This is a genomic window from Bacteroidota bacterium (assembly GCA_016715945.1).
In the GTDB taxonomy this organism is placed as follows: Bacteria; Bacteroidota; Bacteroidia; order Bacteroidales; family F082; genus JALNZU01.
Map to the genome: position 1 here is coordinate 1,320,612 of JADJXJ010000001.1, position 19,704 is coordinate 1,340,315.

Here is a 19,704-nt window from a genome sequence, read left to right on the forward strand (position 1 = left end):
ACTCAAAAGTTGCTGTTTCTGTCGATCCGCCTGCAACTTGCAAGCAATTGCAGCAAGGCCTTGGTTTGCACCGGCTTGTAAAGCACGTCGTCGAAGCCGGAGGCCAGATATTCTTCCTTACCCTGCTTAAGCACATCAGCCGTAAGGGCAATGATTGCAGGCTGGCGGTGTGCCGGCAGGTTTTGCCGGATGCGCCTGGTAGCCTCAATGCCATCCATCACGGGCATTTGAATATCCATAAGCACCACGTCGTAGATTCTCCTGCCCAACGATTCCAGGACTTCCTGCCCATTTTCGACCATCTTGGCCTGGTAGCCATAGCGGTTCAGGACGGTGAGGATGATGCGCTGGTTGATGGCGTTGTCTTCGGCTACAAGTATATCCAGCGGATGATAGGTGCCCAGACGTTCGTCGAGGGTAATGTGCCTGTCGATGGTATTGAGGGTATCGGCCTTTTGCAGAAGCACGGCCTCAGCCACTTCGAGAAACTCGTGCATATCGGCAGGTTTCATCATAATCACCGTATCCTTGCGGATCACAATCAGTTTTTCGTTGGCTTTCTCGCTGTCTTTAAACAGAATGTGTGGTATCGCGGCTTTTTCGCGAACCATATCCACCAGCTTAAGGTCGAGCTTGTTGCCTGTCCTGAGGTGGGTGATAAGCAGATCGCAGTTGGAAAGGACGTGGTCGAGTTTTGGATATTCGGCTGTGGTGTATTCAATCTGAAGATGCGCACCGCAAAAGTCCATATAATCGGCCACCAGGGCATCGAGGTTATTGTTCTGGGTAACCAGACAGACCTGCTTACCCTTGAGGATGGCAGGTGGTTGCATCACATTTTGCTCATCTACAGGGCGATAGGGCAGCGAAACCTTGAAAGTGGTGCCCAGTCCCGGTTCCGATTCCACCCAGATGCTGCCGTGCATGCGTTTTACCAAGTGATCCACGATGGCCAGCCCCAGACCGACGCCTTTTTTCTGCACCTGGCGACCTGTTTCGGATTGTACGTAAGGCTTAAAGAGCAGGGGCAGCACTTCTTTGCGGATTCCGGGGCCGGTGTCGCTGACCTCGAACACGAGGTGTTTGCCATGTTCGTTTTGCTCGCGGTAAACTCTTAATTTGACTGACCCGGTGGAAGTGAATTTGACTGCATTGTCGAGCAGGTTCATCACCACCTGCCGCACCCTGAGGTCGTCGCCCATAAACACCTGCGGTAGGCGGGGATCGATATGGCTGATGATTTCGAGGCGTTTCTCGAGGGCTTGTCCCACCACATTATGCAAGCTTTCGCGCATGCTGTCGAAGAGGTTGAAAGGCTTGTCGTGAATGCGAATGGTGCCTGCTTCTATTTTGGAGTAATCGAGGATGTCGTTGAATAGCGCCACCAGCATGGAACCGCTTTCGTAGATGGTCTGCACATAGTACAACTGCTTGCTGTTCAGATTGGTATCCATCAGCATCTCGGCCATGCCGATCACGGCATTGAGTGGGGTGCGTATCTCGTGACTCATGCGCGAGAGCAGCCGGTTGCTGTATTCCCTTGCTTCGTTGGCCTCGCGGTGGCGGCGCTGGTTTTCTTCCTGCAACCCTTTTCTCCTGATGCTGCTGCGGAGGGTTTTGGTCAGCCAGTAGGCATCTGCATGCGAGGTGTTGAAGTAGTCCCAGGCAGGCTGGTCGAGTCGCAGCAGCGCAAGTTGCTCGGTGTCGTCGGTGCAGAGCAGGATGAGCGGCAGCCCGGGATATTCGGCGGCTATGCCTTCCAGAAGAGCAATATCATCAGCGTGAAGGTAGTCGGGGCGAATGAGCACCACAGCCACCTCCCCGGGCATCCCTTCCACAGCATCAACATGCCTGAGCTTAAACCCATCGGGTAACAAGGGCTCCAGCAAGGCTTTGTCGCCTGCATCGGGCGATATCAGCAGTATTTCCTGTTCCATGCAATGCAGTTTGGACAGCCAAATTACGAAAACCATGCTTTGCCCGGCATGACCTCACTGGATGTCTTTTTTCTAAATTAGCTGTCGTTTAAACTTATGCCTGAACTCATCAACAACCGAAAGGTATTCACCCTGTCAGAAGTGGCCAACAGCATCCGGAATACGCTGGCTGCGCGCTATGGTTCGCGCTTCTGGGTGCGGGCCGAGATGAGCAAGCTCAACCGCTATGCACATTCCGGGCATTGCTATCCCGACCTGATTGAACGCACCGAAGGTCGCGTCGTGGCACAAATGCGCGGCATCATCTGGGCGACAGATTTCCAGCGCATCAATGCAAACTTTGTTCAAACCACAGGCGAACACCTGACCGATGGCATGCGCATTGTGCTGGAGGCCTCCATCAGCTTCGACCCCAATCATGGCCTGAGCCTGATAATCAACGATATCGACCCATCCTTCACCTTGGGTGAGCTCGAACTCGAGAAACGAAGATGCATTGCCAGGCTCAAAAGCGAGGGCATCTACGAACTGAACCGCCAGCTTCCCATGCCGTTTTTTCCCAAGCGGCTGGCTATCATTTCAGTAAGCACCAGCAAGGGTTATGCCGACTTCATAGCTTTGCTCCGTGCCCGGTCAAAGGGTTTTGCCATCAACCACATGTTGTTCCCGGCCATTTTACAGGGCGAAAAAGCCGTGGAGCAGATCCGCGCACAGCTCGATCGTATTCGCCGCCTGAAACAACATTTCGACATGGTTGCCATCATCCGTGGCGGTGGTGGCGATACCGGGTTGTCGGCTTTTAATCATTACCGGCTTGCATCTGCTGTGGCCACATTCCCGCTTCCGGTGATGACCGGCATTGGCCATGCCACCAACCTTACTGTGACAGAAATGGTTGCCCACACCCGTGGCATTACCCCCAGCGAACTGGCCGACATCCTGCTCGAGCGTTTCGAATACCTGAAAGCAAGCCTGGATTATGCCGCAAAAGTCATCGGAACAACACCACAACTTATTGATTTACAGAGAGCAGAACTCTACAAAGCGACTCAGAAACTCAGCCTCCAGACCCGAAAACTTGTGGAGCTGAACCATTCGCAGCTTAACCATCATTTCATGCTGCTGCGCCGCAACGCAATCATGCAGCTTGCACAACGAAAACAAAGCCTGGCAGCCTCGGCCAATCTTCTGCTCAAAATGAGCCCCGTTTCCATTCAGCAGAGCAAAGTAAAACTCAGTCACCTCAAAATGCGGCTCAGCCTGGCGAGCGGCAGCCTGCTGGGCATCAGCCGGCACCGGCTCGACAGCCTTTCCCAATCGCTCAGCCTTGTTGACCCCGAAAGGGTGCTTCAACGCGGTTTCAGCATCACCCGGATGAACGGCAGAGCCCTCACCGACACCAAGGGCCTTCGAACCGGCGAACTCATCGAAACGCGTCTCGCAAAAGGATTGATTATCAGCATTATTAAAGAAACAAAACATACATGAATCCCGATAACTTGACTTTCGAATCTGCATTCAGCGAACTGGAACAAATTGTCAAAGCACTGGAAGACAACACCTTGACTATTGACGAACTATCGGTTAGCCTGCAACGCGCATCGCAGCTGATCAGCTTTTGCCGCCAAAAACTGCAGCAAACCGAACTGGATGTGCAAAAAATCCTGAGCGACCTGGAAGCGGTGCCCGGAGTTGAGACCAGCGAGGAAAGCTGAAAGCTTCAGCAATACTGAGAACGAAACATCGGCACAGTTTCATCGTCCAGGGTCACCAGGCAGCCCATGGCATCCGCTGTGAGGCAGCTATGGACTGGAAGAATACCAACCAGGTCGCCGGGAGCGAAGGGCATGGGCGTGCCCGGCAAAAAGTTTACCACCCCGTGCTCCTGCGACAACGAAGCCAGCCACGCACCGGCAATAGGTTTGCCCCATCCTCCCTCCACAGGTTTGACGATGTAGCCATAATTGCTGAAGCCTCCATCGGCTGCAATGAAGTCTTTCGAAAGATGCACAGCTCCTCCGCTGATCACCATCTGGTTTCTTGACCTGTACACCCCGACCACCGGACAATACAATGCCACGGCTACGTCTTCCAGCCTGCATGCGCCGATGTGATATTGCATCACATCAAAATAGACAAAGTTGCCCGGACGCCATTCGTCGAAAGGCGGTAGCTGCGGCAACATCGCACAGCTTGGCGTATCGCCCCAGCTGAGTTTCAAACCCTCCATCCCCAGCTTCGACCTGAGTGCAGCCATGCGCTGGTAAGCAGTTGCAGCAATATCTTCAATAGCGGATATTCCTTTGGCCCGATAGGTTTGGCCGGCGTGGGTGAGAAAACCGCTGAAGTTGGTTTTGCCCGATTTCGTTAGGGAAGCTGCAAGCGCTTCCACTGTGCCCAGATCGTCCGCTGCCACACCTGTGCGTCCATGGCCCACATCAAGCTCAATCATCGCATTCACAGGATGTTGCAGCTTCTCTGTCAGGGCTGTGGTCTGGAATAGGTTATCCACAATCACAGTGAGCCTGATGCGCGATGCAAGCCGGTTGATTTCATCCATCTGCCTGATATTGAGCGGAAAGGCAATGGTGATGTCGTCCCAGCCATGAACTGCAAAATATCCGGCCATGTCCACCGACGAAACAGTGATTGCGCTAACTCCCGCTGCCCGGAACCATTGCCCCACCAGCCCTGACTGGTGGGTTTTGAAATGTGGACGAAACAACACCCCATGCGCATCGGCCTTACTTTTCATCCTGGCGATATTTGTTTTGGCTTTTGCGGCATCGAGCACAAGGGTAGTTTTTTTGATCTGGCGCATGAACGGGTCTTTTTTGTAGTCCAAAATTAGGAAATGCCTGCTGCAAAAAGGCTGTACCGGTGAGCAAAGCTTACGGACAGCTTCACAGTTTGCATGACGTTAACATACCAGCAGGCCGAAAGGTGTAATTTTGCAGCCCGACAATCATTATTGATTATGGCGCCACGTAAAAAGCTGCCGGTAGCACGTACTCCCCTCAACAGCGCTTTGTCGCAATACGAACATGCCATGCTGCCCAATGGCCTGAGGTTGGTACACCGGCACGAAGCAGGTGAACTGGCCCATATGGCATTGATGATCGGGACCGGCACTCGGCATGAGGGTGACCTGCCCGAAGGCATTGCCCATCTCACCGAGCATATGCTGTTCAAGGGCACCACACGCCGCAAAGCCCATCAGGTGGTAGGTTTCCTCGAAAATGTAGGATGCGACCTCAACGCCTACACCACCAGGGAAGAAACCTGCATACACGCATCATTTCTGAACCATTACTACTCCAGGGTTCTTGAACTCTTTGCCGATGTGGTGTTCAACTCCGTTTTTCCTGAACAGGAGCTCGAAAAAGAGAAAACCGTGGTGCTCGACGAGATAAACTCCTACAAAGACAGTCCTGCCGAAGAAATCTTCGACAGGTTTGAGCATGAGTTTTTCAGCCAGGGCGAACTTGGACGCTACATCCTTGGCCGGCCTGAGACTGTTGCTGCGAGCACACGTCAGGATATCCTCACTTATGTAAGGGCACATTTCGTGCCTGAAAGGATGATCCTGGTATCGGTGGGCGACATTTCTTTCGCTCAGCTCAACAAGCTGGCAATGAGGTATTTTGCAGGATTCCCGGAAGCATCCTCAGGTTCGTTTGTATCCAAAACGCCTGCCATTGCAAAGTTTAACATTGCTGTGCCGGCCGACAGCCACCTCAGCCACTGCATCATTGGCATGCCCGGCTATGCCTACGAACATCCCGACAAACTTGCCCTCATCCTGCTCAACAACATCCTGGGCGGGCCGGCCATGCAATCGCGTCTTAATCAGCAGATACGCGAGAAACACGGCATCGCCTACACCATCGAATCGCAGCTTGCCCACTATTCCGATGCCGGCTGGCTAGCCGTATACATGGGCACCGACCCTGCGCAGACTTCCAAAGCCATCAGCCTGGCCATGAAGGAAATGAAGAGATTGCGCGAGCAGCAGCTTGGCAGTTTGCAAATCCATCGCGCTCAGCAACAGCTTATTGTGCAATTGGCCATCAGCCGCGAATCGCGCCTCAACGAAGCTTTGTCGGTTGGTAAGGCCTGGCTGATGAAAAACCGTGCCGACAGCGTAGCCGAAATCATCAGCAAGATAGAAAAAATCACCCCCGCGAAATTGCTGGAAGTGGCCAACGAGGTGCTCGACGAAAGTCAGATGAGCATACTCTTATACCAGGGAGAGACAGAAGAATGAAGAAGATTGCTGCTTTGATGCTGTTTCTTTTTGCGACCCTGGTCACATCCACGGCACCCAGTGCACAAAATTCCGTCGAAATTAGCGGCATGCCTGACGAAAATTCGCATGCGCTTTATCTGCGGCTGATACGGGCCAGACAATACATGCAAAGCGTGCAGCTGGTATTCGAGCTTCAAAATCGCATGGAATGGCTCAAGCACTGCTGGCTTGGCGTGAGTTTTTACGACCGCGACGGAGAGTTCCTTTACCGCGAGTTGCCGCTAATGTTCACTTCGCTGCCCGAAGGCCGTTCGCAACGGCAGGAGCTCTGGCTCGAAAGCACCGACCTGGCGGATGTGGGCACCCTGGTGCTGCGACCCATGCTGCTCGAAACTGCCCTTCGCGAACTCGATCTCGACACCACCGTGCTTCGGGTTGAGACTGTTGACAAGCATCAGTTCAAAATTGTTTTTGAAGAACAACCATGAGCGACCCACAACTGGAATCTTACCTCGAAACGCATTGCAGTCCGCCCGGCGAGGTGCTTCACGACCTGTGGCGGCACACCTGGCTGCATACCATCTATCCGCGCATGGCTGCCGGACCACAGCATGGCCTGCTGCTCAGCATGTTGTGCCGGATGCTGAAACCGGAGCGGGTGCTCGAAATAGGTACTTTCACCGGCTATGCAGCCATAGCCATGGCGCAGGCCTGCCCCGAGGATGCGCGGCTCACCTCCATCGAAGCCAACGAGGAACATCTTTCCATAGCCGGAAAATACATCCGTCGTGCCGGTCTGGAACACAAAATCCGGCTGGTGCATGGCGATGCCAGCACAGTGCTTCCCGACCTGAATGAATCCTTCGATCTCGTTTACCTCGATGCCGACAAAATCTCCTATCCCGATTACTTTCCAATGATTCGCAGGCTGTTGCGATCAGGAGGCTGGCTGCTGGCCGACAACGTGCTCTGGGGCGGAAAAGTGGTCAACCCCTCATTCACCGACCGCGAAACGGAAGCACTGCGGAAGTTTAACCACCTCGTCAGCGAAGACCCCGATTTCGAGCAGCTTATCCTCCCCCTCCACGACGGCCTGCTCATTGCACACCGTCGCCACTGACATTCTTTTCAGCGTTGGCATTCATGGATTATTGCTAAAAAAATTCATTTGTAAATCATATCTTTGCTGTTTATTCCGCTCACGCCGGAAAAACTACCACAACTATGAGCAGAAAGAGGGTACACGACAAAGAGTTTGAAATTTACATTCCTCAGGATCAGATCGAAAGGGCGATCAAAACCGTGGCCGAGCACATCAACCGCGATTATGCCGGACGCAATCCGCTTTTTCTGGTAGTGCTCAACGGAGCGTTTATGTTTGCGGCCGAGCTGATGAAAAGTATTGATATCGAGTGCGAAGTGTCGTTTGTCAAGCTGTCATCCTACAAAGGCACGGCTTCCACACAGGTAGTGCGCGAACTTATTGGCCTGGACCACTCTGTGGCCGGGCGAAATGTTGTTTTGGTTGAAGACATTGTGGACAGCGGACTGACCATCCTTTTCGCCATTGAAAAACTCAAGAAACTCGAAGCTGCCGACGTCAAGGTGGCCACCATGCTCTTCAAACCCAAAGCCTTCCAGTACAACTACAACATTGACTATGTGGGCCTTGAGATCCCGAACGACTTCATCATCGGCTATGGCCTCGACTATAACGAGCACGGACGCAACCTGCCCGACATTTATCGCATTGTAGGCGCATAACCTTTTTTAACAGGCAAACCGATCAAAACAATTCGTACAACATGCTGAATATTGCCCTTTTTGGCCCACCCGGCGCCGGCAAAGGAACCCAGTCGAAACTACTGGTCGAAAGGTACAACCTCACCTATATCTCCACAGGTGACATTCTTCGCGAAGAAATAGCCAACAACACACCCTTGGGGCGCGAGGCAAAAGACATCATTGAAAAGGGCGGACTGGTGCCTGATGAGATCATTGTGCAGATCATCGAGAAACGGGTGACCATGAACCTCGACTCGCGCGGCATCCTATTCGACGGCTTTCCGCGCACAGTGGTGCAGGCCTACATTCTCGAAGGTTTGCTGCTCAAGCTCAACAGCAGCCTCACCTGCATGCTCAGCCTCGAAGTTCCCCGCGAAGAGCTTGTGAACCGTATGCTCGAACGGGCCAAAACCAGCGGCAGGGCCGACGATACCCTCGAGGTGATCAACGTCCGCCTCCAGGAGTACGAAAACAAAACCAAACCGGTAATTGATTTCTATAAGGACAAAGGCATCTACCACCCGATCAATGGTGTCGGAACGGTTGAAGAAATCTTCGAGAAACTGTGCCAAACCATCGACAGCACCGTGCAGCACAACTACTTCAATGTGGTGTTGCTGGGCAAACCAGGTTCGGGCAAAGGCACACAAGGCGAGATCCTGGCCAAAAACAACAACCTGATATATATCTCCACGGGCAAGCTGCTCCGGCGCGAGATAGCCTCGGGCACCGAGCTGGGGCTGAAGGCGAAACCTTATATGGAGCGCGGGGAAATTGTGCCCGACGAAATCGCCATCAAAATCATCGAACGGCAGATAGCCAATCATCCTTCGGCCTCCGGATTCATTTTCAAGGGATTTCCCAGGACTATTGTGCAGGCTTATATTCTTGACGGATTGTTGCGGCGTATCAACTCGAAAGTTAATCTGATGCTCAACATCCGCCTTTCGACCCTCGAAGCCATCAAACGCCTGAACGAACGCGGAAAAACAGAGCGCCGCAGGGTGTACGACACCTCCACCGAACTGATTCTGAATCGTTTGGACGAATACGAGAAAAAGACCAAGCCGGTCATTGAGTATTACAAGCGCCAGAGCATCTTCTTTGAGATCGATGGTGCCGGCACCGAGGATGAGGTGAATGCAAGGCTTCAGGAAGCCATCGTGCAGGCCCGGCGCATGTTGCGCACAGGATAAAAAGCCTCCAAACGAGCCGCTTTGCGTATCTTTGCGGCACAATTGGCTATCATGGCGGGTTCAAATTTCGTTGATTACGTAAAAATCTTTTTCCGTTCGGGCAAAGGCGGATCGGGATCGGCGCATTTCAGGCGCGAAAAGTTTGTGCCCAAGGGTGGCCCCGACGGCGGCGACGGGGGCCGTGGCGGCCATGTGTATCTCAAAGGCAACCGCAACCTCTGGACCTTGCTCCACCTGCGCTATACCAAACATCTTTTTGCCGGTGATGGCGAATCGGGAGGAAAACAACAAAGCTCAGGCGCAGCCGGAAAAGACATCATCGTCGAAGTGCCCCTTGGCACCGTGGCCAGAAACGCCGAAACAGGCGAGCTCATGGCCGAGGTCACACAACACGGGCAGGTCGTTATCCTGCTCGAAGGCGGTAAAGGCGGCCTGGGCAACGCTCACTTCAAAACAGCGACCAACCAGGCCCCGCGTTTTGCACAACGTGGCAAACCTGGTACGGAACTGTGGGTGATTCTGGAACTCAAAATCCTGGCCGATGTGGGTCTGGTTGGCTTCCCCAATGCCGGCAAATCTACCCTGCTCTCGGTAGTCTCGGCCGCAAAACCCGAAATAGCCGATTATCCCTTTACTACGCTCACGCCCAACCTCGGCATCGTTGCCTATTACGACAACCAGTCGTTTATCATGGCCGATATCCCCGGCATCATCGAAGGCGCCAGCGAAGGCCGCGGCCTTGGCCTGCGCTTCCTCAGGCACATCGAACGAAATGCCGTGCTGCTCTTCATGATCCCCTGCACCAGCGAGAACATCAAAAAAGAATACAGCATCCTGCTGCACGAACTCGAATCGTATAATCCCGAACTGCTCGACAAACCCAGGCTGCTCGCCATCACCAAATGCGACCTGCTCGAACAAAAGGAACTCGGCAAACTCAACAAGAAAATGCCTGATGTTGACCACGTCTTTATCAGCAGCCATACCGGAACAGGCATCCAGGAGCTGAAAGACATGCTGTGGAAAAAACTGAAAGACCAGGAGTTGCCACTTTCAATCGAATGGACCTGATTAGCAACATATGATGAAAACTAATCTATCCCTTAAAGCCAGCATCACCGGTTTGTACCTGTGGGTGATCCTCTTCTCCGTCAGTCCATTGACGGGTTTCGGACAAACTACAGCCGACAGCCTGAGCCAGTCGCTGAGCCTGTCGCGCAACCGCAACATACAACACCAGCTCGATTACCGTTTCAGGGGCGGCACCGGCAGCTTTGAGCGGCTGTTCTACAGCATGGTTGAATATACCCCCGAAGCCCGGCGCCAGTGCGTTGTAGGCACCGCTATCATGAGCTTTACAGTGGATTGCGAGGGCAACCTTGGCGATTTTGGACTGAAAAACCCCTTGCATTACGGACTTAACGAAAAACTGCAGGAATTTTTCAAGGCATCGGCCGGACAATGGAACCGCTGCGAAGACCCACGTTACACCCGATTCGAGATTCCGGTGCTCTTTACCATTGCCGGCACCGAAACTTCGGCCAGAGGTTTCCTTGTGGTAGAAGCCGAAGTGCCTGGTTACAAATGCAAAAGCGACAGCTTCTATTTCAGGGAATACGAAAAGTTCAAAGCCAAAGGCCGGACACGTCAGGCATTGCGCTCGCTCGATCAGCTGATCCGACGCGATCCGTACAATACCGAATGGTTCGAGCTTAAACGTCAGCTCCTTGTAAACGAACCTATTACCGAAGAATGATCGAGGCGCTCAACCAGGCCGACCAGTGGCTGTTTTTGTTGCTCAACGGTTTGCACCATCCTGTGATTGATCCGGTGATGGTCTTTTTCTCGAAACGGTTTGGCTGGATTCCGTTATACCTCCTGCTGCTCGTCGGCCTTATCCGTTACAAGCGCTGGGAAACCCTTCAGATTTTGCTGCTGACCGTTTTGCTCATCGCCCTGACCGATCAGCTATCGGTTTGGATCAAGTTTGAGGTGGCGCGTCCGAGACCCTGTCACGAGGCAATGCTTCAGCCTCTGATTCACCTGCCGGGTGGCAGTTGCGGCGGGCAGTTTGGGTTTGTTTCCTCACATGCCGCCAACACCTTCGGGCTGGCATTCTGGATGATGGTGCTTTACCGGCCTCACCTCCGATGGGTTGGAACCACAATGTTTGTCTGGGCAGCAATGGTGAGCTACAGCCGCATTTACCTTGGCGTACACTATCCTGGCGACATTATTTTCGGTGCACTCACAGGAATTGTCTCAGGCTGGATTATCTGGCAAATTTATCGCTGGTTGCCGTGCAACAGTTCGGCCGGTAAATGCTGATTATCAAATAAATGTGACCGCAACCTGCGTGGTACGCTGCAACCCGCAAAGCGAAGCCGCCTTGCCCTGATTGATGGCCAGCTCTAACATGCCGTGGGTGCCAAAGATGGCCACAAGGTCGGCAACGCCTACATCCTGATAGCTGTTGCTTATTTTCCGGATGCGGTAGCCTGCAAAATAGATCTCATAATTCCTGTTGCGCTGCTCCCTTTTGAAAAGCGTGGCTGAGATGTTGGTAATGGCATTTTCGTATGCATCAATGTGCGTCACCTGACCCCGTATGACATTGCCGCTTACCACCGGTTCAAACAAAAATTTCTGTGTGATTCCGGGCTTTGGATCACCAAGCTCGTGCAGGGGCACCCCTTGGGCAAGCATGACAGCCACCTTGGCAAAACGGTCGCGGGTGCTGAAAGTGAAAAAGCCGGTATCCTGCAACACATTGATAATGCACACTTCCTCAGGCTTCTGGTTGCCAAAGATCATGCTGAATACGCCGTTGTCAGCCCCAATAAAATAATGCCCATCGAAACGAATGGCCACATGGGGATGTTCGATCGACTCCTCCGTATTCACAGCTACTATGTGTATGGTGCCGGGAGGAAACGACCTGAAACAATTGCGCAGGGTAAAGGCGGCACTCTCAAGGTCGAAAGGAGGAATGTGATGCGAAACATCAACGATATTCACATCCGGCAGACTCGAAAGCAAGGTTCCCTTCACCGCAGCCAGATAATAATCAGATGTCCCCCAGTCGCTCGTAAGTGTGATAATCGCCATTCTATCAATACATTACACCCTTTTCATGTGAATATCCGATCACATTCGTTTCACTCGGCAAAGATAGGCAATGCAATTGTGCGCCTCTCATGCAGCCGGGCATTTAATCAAACTGGTTGCCGGCGGGTGATGTGATGAATAATTCGGGATTTAATAAAAAAACTCAATTCCGATGATTGGTCAGCACGGTTTACGCTCGGCTGGTTTATGTTATTTTTGCAAACTGCTGTAATGAACCATCTAAAGGCGCTGCATGGCCGAACGCATTATTCAAATTGACTCAGTAAGCCCGCTCGAACTTTTCGGGGTGGGCGATGCCAACCTTGAACACCTGAAAAACATTTTTCCAAAAATCCGACTGATTGCCCGGGGAAATTTCCTCAAGGTGATGGGCGAGGAAGAAGAGGTAAAGGAATTTACGCGCCGTTTCGACCTGATGATGCTGCATCTGGAGCGATTCGGCAAGATGAACCTGCCCATCATCGACCAGATCATGGTGGGCGAGGCCAGCGACGAAACTGTGCGGGCCATTTCGGACAAAGAGGTGCTGGTGCACGGGCCAGGCGGGCACCAGGTGAAAGCCATCACTGCAAACCAGAAACTGATGGTGCAAGCCATCGGACAAAACGATATGGTGTTTGCCATCGGCCCTGCCGGAACGGGAAAGACCTACACCGCCGTGGCACTTGCAGTGCGCGCACTGAAAAACCGTGAGGTGAAACGCATCGTACTCACCCGTCCGGCTGTGGAAGCCGGCGAAAATTTGGGCTTTCTTCCCGGAGACCTGAAAGAAAAACTCGACCCTTATCTGCAGCCGCTCTACGATGCCCTGCGCGACATGCTGCCCACGCAGAAACTGCTCAGCTATATCGAAGACGGCACCATCGAAATTGCCCCTCTGGCATTCATGCGCGGCCGCACACTCGACAACGCTTTTGTGATCCTCGACGAAGCACAAAATACCAGCCCGAGCCAGATGAAAATGTTCCTGACCCGCATGGGCAAATCCTCCAAATTCATCATCACTGGCGATATCACCCAGATCGACCTGCCTCACAAACAACCTTCGGGGCTCATCCTGAGCATGAAAGTGCTCGAAAAAACCGAAGGCATCCGCTTTATCATGCTCGACGACAGGGATGTGGTGCGCCACAAACTTGTCACACGCATTATCCAGGCCTTCCGAAAGCACGAAGACAAAGGCCAAAAACCCGAAAATCAACCAAACGCCAACAAAACTCCCAGCTCATGAAAGCCCTCACAGGCACTGCATTTCAGTTTAGCGGCCAGACCAACTTCTATAAAGGCAAGGTGCGCGATGTGTACACCATTGCCGACCGCCTGCTGGTGATGATCGTCACCGACCGCATCTCGGCCTTCGACGTGGTTCTGCCCAAAGGCATCCCTTATAAAGGCCAGGTGCTCAACCAGCTGGCCAATCATTTTCTGGATGCTACAGCCGACCTGGTTCCCAACTGGAAGCTCAGCTCGCCCGACCCCAATGTAACCATCGGCAGGAGATGCACCACCTTTCCGGTGGAGATGGTCATCAGGGCCTGTCTGACCGGCAGCGCCTGGCGGAATTATCGCAACGGCGCCCGAAATCTTTGTGGCAATCACCTGCCCGACGGCATGCGCGAACACCAGTTGTTCGACCAGCCCATCATCACCCCCACCACCAAAGCCAGCGAAGGCCACGACATGGACATTGCCCCCGATGAGATTATCCGCCTTGGACTAATGAGCGGTAAACAATACGAAACAGTGGCCGAATACACCCGGATGCTGTTTGAAAGAGGCAGCCGGATGGCCGCCGAACGCGGACTCCTGCTCGTGGACACCAAATATGAATTCGGCTGCGACGAAGATGGAAACATCCTGCTCATCGACGAGATACACACCCCCGACTCATCGCGCTACTTTTATGCCGACAGCTACCTGACCAACTTTGAAGCAGGCCTGCCGCAACGACAGCTTTCCAAGGAATTTGTGCGTGAATGGCTGATGGAAAACGGATTTATGGGACAAGCCGGCCAGCAGATACCCGAAATGACCGACGATTTTATTCAGTCGGTAACCGACAGGTATATTGAACTTTACGAAAAACTGACCGGAGGCGTATTCCATAAAACCTCCTATGAAAATGCTGCAGACCGCATCCGCTCTGCGGTAGAGGCCGCAATTACGTCACACGGAAACTGAGGGATCATAAGAAATCGGCTTCGTCAGGCCCGGGCTATTGGGCATGCCGTGTTGCGTTTATTAGTAGTGGCGGAACACAGGGCACTTTCCTGTCAAGATCCGATGAACTCGATGCGAGTTGAACGTCTGAATATGCTACAACCCATGCCATCATCTATATTTGATGTAAGATTTTCGTGCACTATCTTACTCATAATAGACTCTTACATTATCGCTTTTCAACCTCACTCTCAGCCAATTATCTATTTTCTTTTTGTCAACTTCCTGTATATCTGATTCGATTGAAAAGATCACAACAGGTGTTATCTGCGGTGAATCAAGAGTATCATGAAATTTTAAAGATTCAGAATATATACATCCATTGATTTGTGGAAATATCGGTTTAATTTCATTCAATATTGTCAATCCAAATTTTTGTTGACTTAATATGCTATCTATTTCTGAATGCTTTTTACTCAATGTGGCATTAAGTTCAAAAACCTGCTCTTTAAGTTTGATTAATTCAACATTTGTCTCATCCAAACTACTGAAAGCTAATCCTTGCAAGACTTTAATGTTAGCCTTAGCAAGCTTAAAGTCTTTTGATTTTTCAATGATGTCATCTTTCTGTTTGTCTGACAGAAGAGTACCACCATAAACTAAAGTAATCTTACGTGCCTTAGCATCAATATCATGCTTTAAAAGGTAGTTCCCTTCAAAAAGTGAAACATTTGAAACATATAAATTTGCATTCTGTAAAAATTCTTCTTGTTGTACAAGTTTATACCCAAAAAATATACTTGGTAAAAGAACAATTGTGATTACCAATGTGATTATTCTATTGATATTCTTCTTTTGGCCTTCGTCAACAATAGTCCTGATTGGGAACTTTAATAATTGAGAAATCCAAACAGAGGCAATTGCAATAAAAATCGTATTAATAGTAAACAAATATAAGGCTCCAAAGAAAAAATTGAATTGCCATGTTGCCAGTCCGTAACCTGCTGTACACAAAGGAGGCATAAGAGCTGTTGCAATAGCTACTCCTGGTATAACATTTCCTTTTTGTTTACTGCTAATTGCAACAATTCCGGCTAAACCACCAAACAAAGCAATCAAAACATCATAAATCGTCGGACTTGTTCTGGCTAATAGTTCAGAATGTGCAGTTGAAACAGGGCTTAATGTAAAGTAAGCAGCAGAGGCAACAAGACTTGCCAATATTGCGAATGAAAAGTTTTTTATAGACTTCTTGAATAGTTCAAAGTCATAAGTTGCAATACTATATCCCATACCATTTATGGGTCCCATAAGGGGCGATATAAGCATTGCACCAATTATTACAGCCGTTGAATTCATGTTGAGCCCAACAGAGGCAACAATAATTGCGAAAATTAAAATCCAGAGGTTTGTACCTTTGAAAATAATCCCTTTTTGGATTTCCTTATAAACCACATCCTGATCTTCCAGTTCCGATTCTAAACTTAATAAGTTTAATAACTTACTAATATTGTTTAATACTGACATACTATTTGTTCTTAATTTTGCAACTAAATTTTCATGTTCTGTCTTTTAGCAAAAAAACTAAATTTTCAGCACTTGGCGAAGGTGAGGATTTGGAAGCACAAAAATGTCAACCAGTACTGAACTTGAATAGAAGCACAAAGCTCCAAGTTTGCATCTCACCCAGCCTGACGCAAAACCCGTGTGCCTGTTGCACAACTCAATATTTTCCATGCTTCAAAGCTATGAAAAGCTTTGTATGAGTCAAATAAAACGAGCCATTTTTTTGGATTATTTGCGTGTTATCTCAGCATTTTTCGCTAAATTTAACCATGCAAGGACGAAAACAATTTCAACCAAAACTGATGTATCAGGTATGCCTTGATGATCTTGTTCCTCAGGACAACTTTTACCGAATACTCCACCGCGAACTTGACCTCAATTTCCTGTATCAGTCCACCAAACACTTTTACAGTACCGAAGGTCAGGAAAGCATCGACCCCGTTGTCTTCTTCAAGATTTGCCTTGTGGGCTACCTAAACAACATCAACTATGACCGAAAGCTGATGCAATATTGCGCCAACGAGATTGCTTTCAGGCCTGGAATTAAAACAAGTACTTATGGCGGCCACATACCAAAACCTGAAAAAATACCTCAGGTTCATCACTAAGCATCGCCAAACCTCAGTTAAGGCTATCAAGTTAGCCACGGGACGACATGCCGGCATCGATTTTTCTGCTTTTCAACGATTATCTAACCTTATTATCGCTATACGTAGAAATGGGTTCAGGATGGCATTCTGTTTTACATAAACGGTATAGGCTTATTGCAATACTAAAATTATTAAGCTAAAAATTTTGAGAGGAGAAAAACAGAAAGTTTATGAGGTTGTGCAACGGTTACGCCTGTTAGCGGTTCGGCCTTCTTTCTTGTCCACAATTATTGAATAATTACTTCCCATTCGTCTGATGTCAGTTCGATAGTCTCCATAGCCTGATAGCAAAGTTTTTGAATACTTTGTGCTGAGAGATTTACTTCTATGAAATAATCATTTTCAAGTTGTCTAATTGCTCTGAACTTGTTTTTGTCCTTACCTACATACCTTGGAAAATTATGTGCAATGACTTCAAATTTTTCAGGTTCTATGTCTGCAATAACATTCAGAGTTTTCTCCAATACATCTCTCCAAGATTTAACTTCAAAATGCTGTCCTAAAATCTTTAAACCCACTGGAGTTGTTCCTGTCACTTCCTGAATGTCAGTTGGTGTTGAATTTTCTTGACCGAAGTAACTCCAAATCTCCAAAGCCTTCTTAGCAAGGGTTTCAGCTCTTGCTTCAATTTCGGCTCTTGTCCATTGAGGAATGTCAGCAAAATATTTATTTAAGTCAAGATGGCTTTCATTTAGTGTTCTCTTTTTTGTGTGAAAATCATCATTTGATAGTTCTGTGTTGTATGCTGTCAGTGTTAAATTCCCAATTGTATGTAAGTATAGTTCGTGTGTTTCATCCCAATCTTTGCCTAAATGCTCTTGCCACCACTCAGAAAGTGTCTGTGGCATAACGTGTTCAACTGTTAAGTTTTCAAATGGAACTGCTTCTTTGTGATTGAAACTGCTTTCAATAGTTTCAAGTATCAGCTTTGTTTTTACGACTCTGTCTCCACCACCATAGAACTTGGTTTCACGGAAGCGTAAGAAAAATTCGTTGTCTTTTGGATAGCCCTTTCCTTGAAGAATTGTTTTGAAACCTTCAATTATGTTTTCTGAATACTTAGATTGAATAAGTGGGTAAACAGTCGGGAATATTTTGTTTAGTTGATTTGTTGCGATATTGCACACGAATCTTCTTATCAGATAATTTTCTAAGGTTTTTAGGATTGTTATAAAACCATTTTTATCAATCTTACCGTCTGCGTAGTTACTGTAAAAATTGAGTAACAGGGGGTAAGCGGTTGTTACTTCTATTCTGTTCAGTCGTCTGAACATTTTTTCAAGTTCAGGTTCCTTTTCAAATTCAGGGTATTTTAGTCTTTGATAATAAACAGAATATTTTTTAAGTTCGGTTAGGTAGTCAATTGCATTTTTGGTTGAAACACTGTCTTTCAGAGCATAGTAAACATCTCCTTGTTTAATGATGTTTCCATCTTTCATCAAGTAGTGCCTGATAAATTCTGTTAGGTCTTCGTTTAATGCGGTCTGCATTGGAAGCCAATAGTTTTTATATACTTCTTCTTGCCTATCAATGTGAATTCGCATAAAGAAGTAGTTTCTAATTAAGTCGGCCTGAGTAAGTGGTCGTCCTTTTGCATTAAGACTTTCAAAAACTAAATACGGGTTGTCGTCTGCATCAAGAACGATACTTACGACTGAAATATAGCTTGTAATTACTTTTTTTAGTTTCTCAGGTTCTAATTCAACTTGCTTTAGCTTTTTTTCAAAGTATGTATATGCTCTTGTCAATTGATTTTCTTCTTCGTTTGGAATGCCATTAATTAAGTTCTGATAAGTTATTCTGTCAACCTGAGTGGGCATTAGCTTGTAATGGTCTATTCCGTCTTTGTATTGATTAACAAGAAGAGTATTGTTAATCTCGTCAGCAAAACGGCCATTTTGATTTTCTCTTGCTTTGTTTCTTAATAATGTAAGCAGAATAAATATTGTTGTTAATCGCTGCTGTCCGTCAATTAGTAAATACTTTGCCACTCCTTCAGGAACAGAAACTGTCGGCATATTTACGATTGAACCGATGAAATGTGTTCTTGGGTTTTCCATTTCACAGAGTTCAACAAGGTCTTTCCATAAGACTTCCCACTCCTTGCTTGTCCAACTGTATGTCCGTTGAAAAAGGGGAATTACATATTGTTTTGTTCCTTCAATTATGTCTTGCAGTTTAGTCTCTTTTGCTTGCATTATTGTTTCCTTGTTTATTTATCGTGTCGTCAAATAGGCTGACCGCTAACGTTCCCACGCTTGGCATTCGAGCGGGGTTTCGAAGCATAAAACTGTCAACCAGGCACTTAAGCCCAATTTGAAAACTGATCTTGAATATACCCACGTCACCCCGCATGACGCCAAACGTGTGTTATACGGTCGTTTTTCTTTTGTTTGGTCGTCCATAGAAGTATGAAATTTTATTTTCTACATCATCATAAGTTACAGGTTCTTTGTCCTTATGAAATTCAAAAAAACTTAGTAGTCCAAAGTCACCCGAACACATTGCTGTGTGAGCAAGCAAGATACTTGCAATTGTCAAAGTCCAATTTGCGTTAACGCTAAAAAGTGCAATTGTGAGTATTGTTGTAATTATTACAAACGGTGCAAGTGCGACAACTTCAAACTCTTTCTTATTTGCAACAAATTTGTCGGCTAATGCCATAAAGTAAAACTTTTTTAGGTTAGCATCATATGAAGTTTTTGTCGCTCCCTGAGATTTGTATGCAAGAACATGTATGTATTCGTGTAATGGTAATAAAACGAACGCAATAGCTAGTCCATAAGAAAAATGAGCAAACCTTTCTCCAAAACTATAGTCTGGCAAATTGTAATTCTGAACAAATAAATATCCCACAACTCCAAAAATAATTATGTTGCTGATATAATAAAACACAGAGTATTTGGTTGTTTTTTTTATATAAGTCTGAACAAATGGAACTAATTCTTTATGTCCCAGTTCGTCAAGTTTTATATAACCTTTTTCTTCTAATTCTTCCGGTCTAATTTTCATTGCTGTAGTGTTGTTTTAAA

19 protein-coding genes are annotated in these 19,704 nt (G+C 48.4%); 13 read left to right on the top strand and 6 right to left on the bottom strand.

What is annotated here, in order from left to right:
* Positions 1-2 precede the first annotated feature (2 nt).
* Entirely contained in the window at positions 3-1,937 is a 1,935-nt protein-coding gene (locus tag IPM52_05005; protein ID MBK9290965.1) for a response regulator, read from the bottom strand.
* Positions 1,938-2,033: 96 nt separating this feature from the next.
* Here IPM52_05005 and xseA point away from each other — a divergent pair, with 96 nt between their 5' ends.
* Positions 2,034-3,425 carry an exodeoxyribonuclease VII large subunit gene (xseA, locus tag IPM52_05010; protein MBK9290966.1) on the top strand — a complete coding sequence of 464 codons (1,392 nt, stop codon included), beginning with the start codon at positions 2,034-2,036 and terminating at the stop codon, positions 3,423-3,425.
* The gene (xseB, locus tag IPM52_05015) at positions 3,422-3,652 is read left to right on the top strand and encodes an exodeoxyribonuclease VII small subunit (GenBank protein MBK9290967.1); all 231 of its coding nucleotides are present in this window, start codon (positions 3,422-3,424) and stop codon (positions 3,650-3,652) included. Before xseA ends, xseB begins: the two co-directional genes overlap by 4 nt.
* Positions 3,653-3,657: 5 nt before the next feature.
* Here the strand turns inward: xseB and IPM52_05020 are convergent, their stop codons facing one another.
* The gene (locus IPM52_05020) at positions 3,658-4,758 is read right to left on the bottom strand and encodes an alanine racemase (GenBank protein MBK9290968.1); all 1,101 of its coding nucleotides are present in this window, start codon (positions 4,756-4,758) and stop codon (positions 3,658-3,660) included.
* 156 nt (positions 4,759-4,914) lie between these two features.
* Here IPM52_05020 and IPM52_05025 point away from each other — a divergent pair, with 156 nt between their 5' ends.
* The 8 genes from IPM52_05025 to IPM52_05060 all read left to right on the top strand — a co-directional run bounded on the left by IPM52_05025 (position 4,915) and on the right by IPM52_05060 (position 11,495).
* Positions 4,915-6,204, top strand: coding sequence for an insulinase family protein (locus IPM52_05025; GenBank protein MBK9290969.1), 1,290 nt, complete (start codon positions 4,915-4,917; stop codon positions 6,202-6,204).
* Entirely contained in the window at positions 6,201-6,674 is a 474-nt protein-coding gene (locus IPM52_05030) for a hypothetical protein (protein ID MBK9290970.1), read from the top strand. Before IPM52_05025 ends, IPM52_05030 begins: the two co-directional genes overlap by 4 nt.
* The gene (locus tag IPM52_05035; protein MBK9290971.1) at positions 6,671-7,306 is read left to right on the top strand and encodes an O-methyltransferase; all 636 of its coding nucleotides are present in this window, start codon (positions 6,671-6,673) and stop codon (positions 7,304-7,306) included. The genes IPM52_05030 and IPM52_05035 overlap by 4 nt, the downstream gene beginning before the upstream one ends.
* Positions 7,307-7,410: 104 nt before the next feature.
* A complete protein-coding gene (gene hpt, locus IPM52_05040) occupies positions 7,411-7,950 on the top strand; it encodes a hypoxanthine phosphoribosyltransferase (GenBank protein ID MBK9290972.1) in 540 nt (179 codons plus the stop codon).
* A gap of 41 nt (positions 7,951-7,991) precedes the next feature.
* Positions 7,992-9,167, top strand: a complete 1,176-nt coding sequence (locus IPM52_05045) for an adenylate kinase (GenBank protein MBK9290973.1) — start codon at positions 7,992-7,994, stop codon at positions 9,165-9,167.
* A gap of 51 nt (positions 9,168-9,218) precedes the next feature.
* On the top strand, positions 9,219-10,238 hold the full coding sequence (gene obgE / locus IPM52_05050) for a GTPase ObgE (protein MBK9290974.1): 1,020 nt from the start codon (positions 9,219-9,221) through the stop codon (positions 10,236-10,238).
* 10 nt (positions 10,239-10,248) lie between these two features.
* A complete protein-coding gene (locus IPM52_05055) occupies positions 10,249-10,923 on the top strand; it encodes a hypothetical protein (protein ID MBK9290975.1) in 675 nt (224 codons plus the stop codon).
* Entirely contained in the window at positions 10,920-11,495 is a 576-nt protein-coding gene (locus IPM52_05060; GenBank protein MBK9290976.1) for a phosphatase PAP2 family protein, read from the top strand. The genes IPM52_05055 and IPM52_05060 overlap by 4 nt, the downstream gene beginning before the upstream one ends.
* 3 nt (positions 11,496-11,498) lie before the next feature.
* Here the strand turns inward: IPM52_05060 and IPM52_05065 are convergent, their stop codons facing one another.
* A complete protein-coding gene (locus IPM52_05065; GenBank protein ID MBK9290977.1) occupies positions 11,499-12,275 on the bottom strand; it encodes an SAM-dependent chlorinase/fluorinase in 777 nt (258 codons plus the stop codon).
* A 253-nt stretch (positions 12,276-12,528) separates the two neighbouring features.
* Between IPM52_05065 and IPM52_05070 the strand changes: the two genes are divergently transcribed.
* Positions 12,529-13,527: a PhoH family protein gene (locus tag IPM52_05070; protein MBK9290978.1), complete on the top strand. Its 999-nt coding sequence runs from the start codon at positions 12,529-12,531 to the stop codon at positions 13,525-13,527.
* Complete coding sequence (locus IPM52_05075) at positions 13,524-14,477, top strand: phosphoribosylaminoimidazolesuccinocarboxamide synthase (GenBank protein MBK9290979.1); 954 nt, start codon at positions 13,524-13,526, stop codon at positions 14,475-14,477. The genes IPM52_05070 and IPM52_05075 overlap by 4 nt, the downstream gene beginning before the upstream one ends.
* 186 nt (positions 14,478-14,663) lie before the next feature.
* Here IPM52_05075 and IPM52_05080 read toward each other — a convergent pair whose 3' ends face one another.
* Positions 14,664-15,983, bottom strand: a complete 1,320-nt coding sequence (locus IPM52_05080; GenBank protein MBK9290980.1) for a DUF389 domain-containing protein — start codon at positions 15,981-15,983, stop codon at positions 14,664-14,666.
* Between the two features lie 341 nt (positions 15,984-16,324).
* Here IPM52_05080 and IPM52_05085 point away from each other — a divergent pair, with 341 nt between their 5' ends.
* Positions 16,325-16,630: a transposase gene (locus IPM52_05085; GenBank protein MBK9290981.1), complete on the top strand. Its 306-nt coding sequence runs from the start codon at positions 16,325-16,327 to the stop codon at positions 16,628-16,630.
* Between the two features lie 269 nt (positions 16,631-16,899).
* Here the strand turns inward: IPM52_05085 and IPM52_05090 are convergent, their stop codons facing one another.
* Both IPM52_05090 and IPM52_05095 read right to left on the bottom strand, forming a co-directional pair.
* Complete coding sequence (locus IPM52_05090) at positions 16,900-18,870, bottom strand: DUF262 domain-containing protein (protein ID MBK9290982.1); 1,971 nt, start codon at positions 18,868-18,870, stop codon at positions 16,900-16,902.
* A gap of 172 nt (positions 18,871-19,042) precedes the next feature.
* On the bottom strand, positions 19,043-19,684 hold the full coding sequence (locus IPM52_05095; GenBank protein MBK9290983.1) for a DUF3267 domain-containing protein: 642 nt from the start codon (positions 19,682-19,684) through the stop codon (positions 19,043-19,045).
* Between the last annotated feature and the right edge of the window lie 20 nt (positions 19,685-19,704).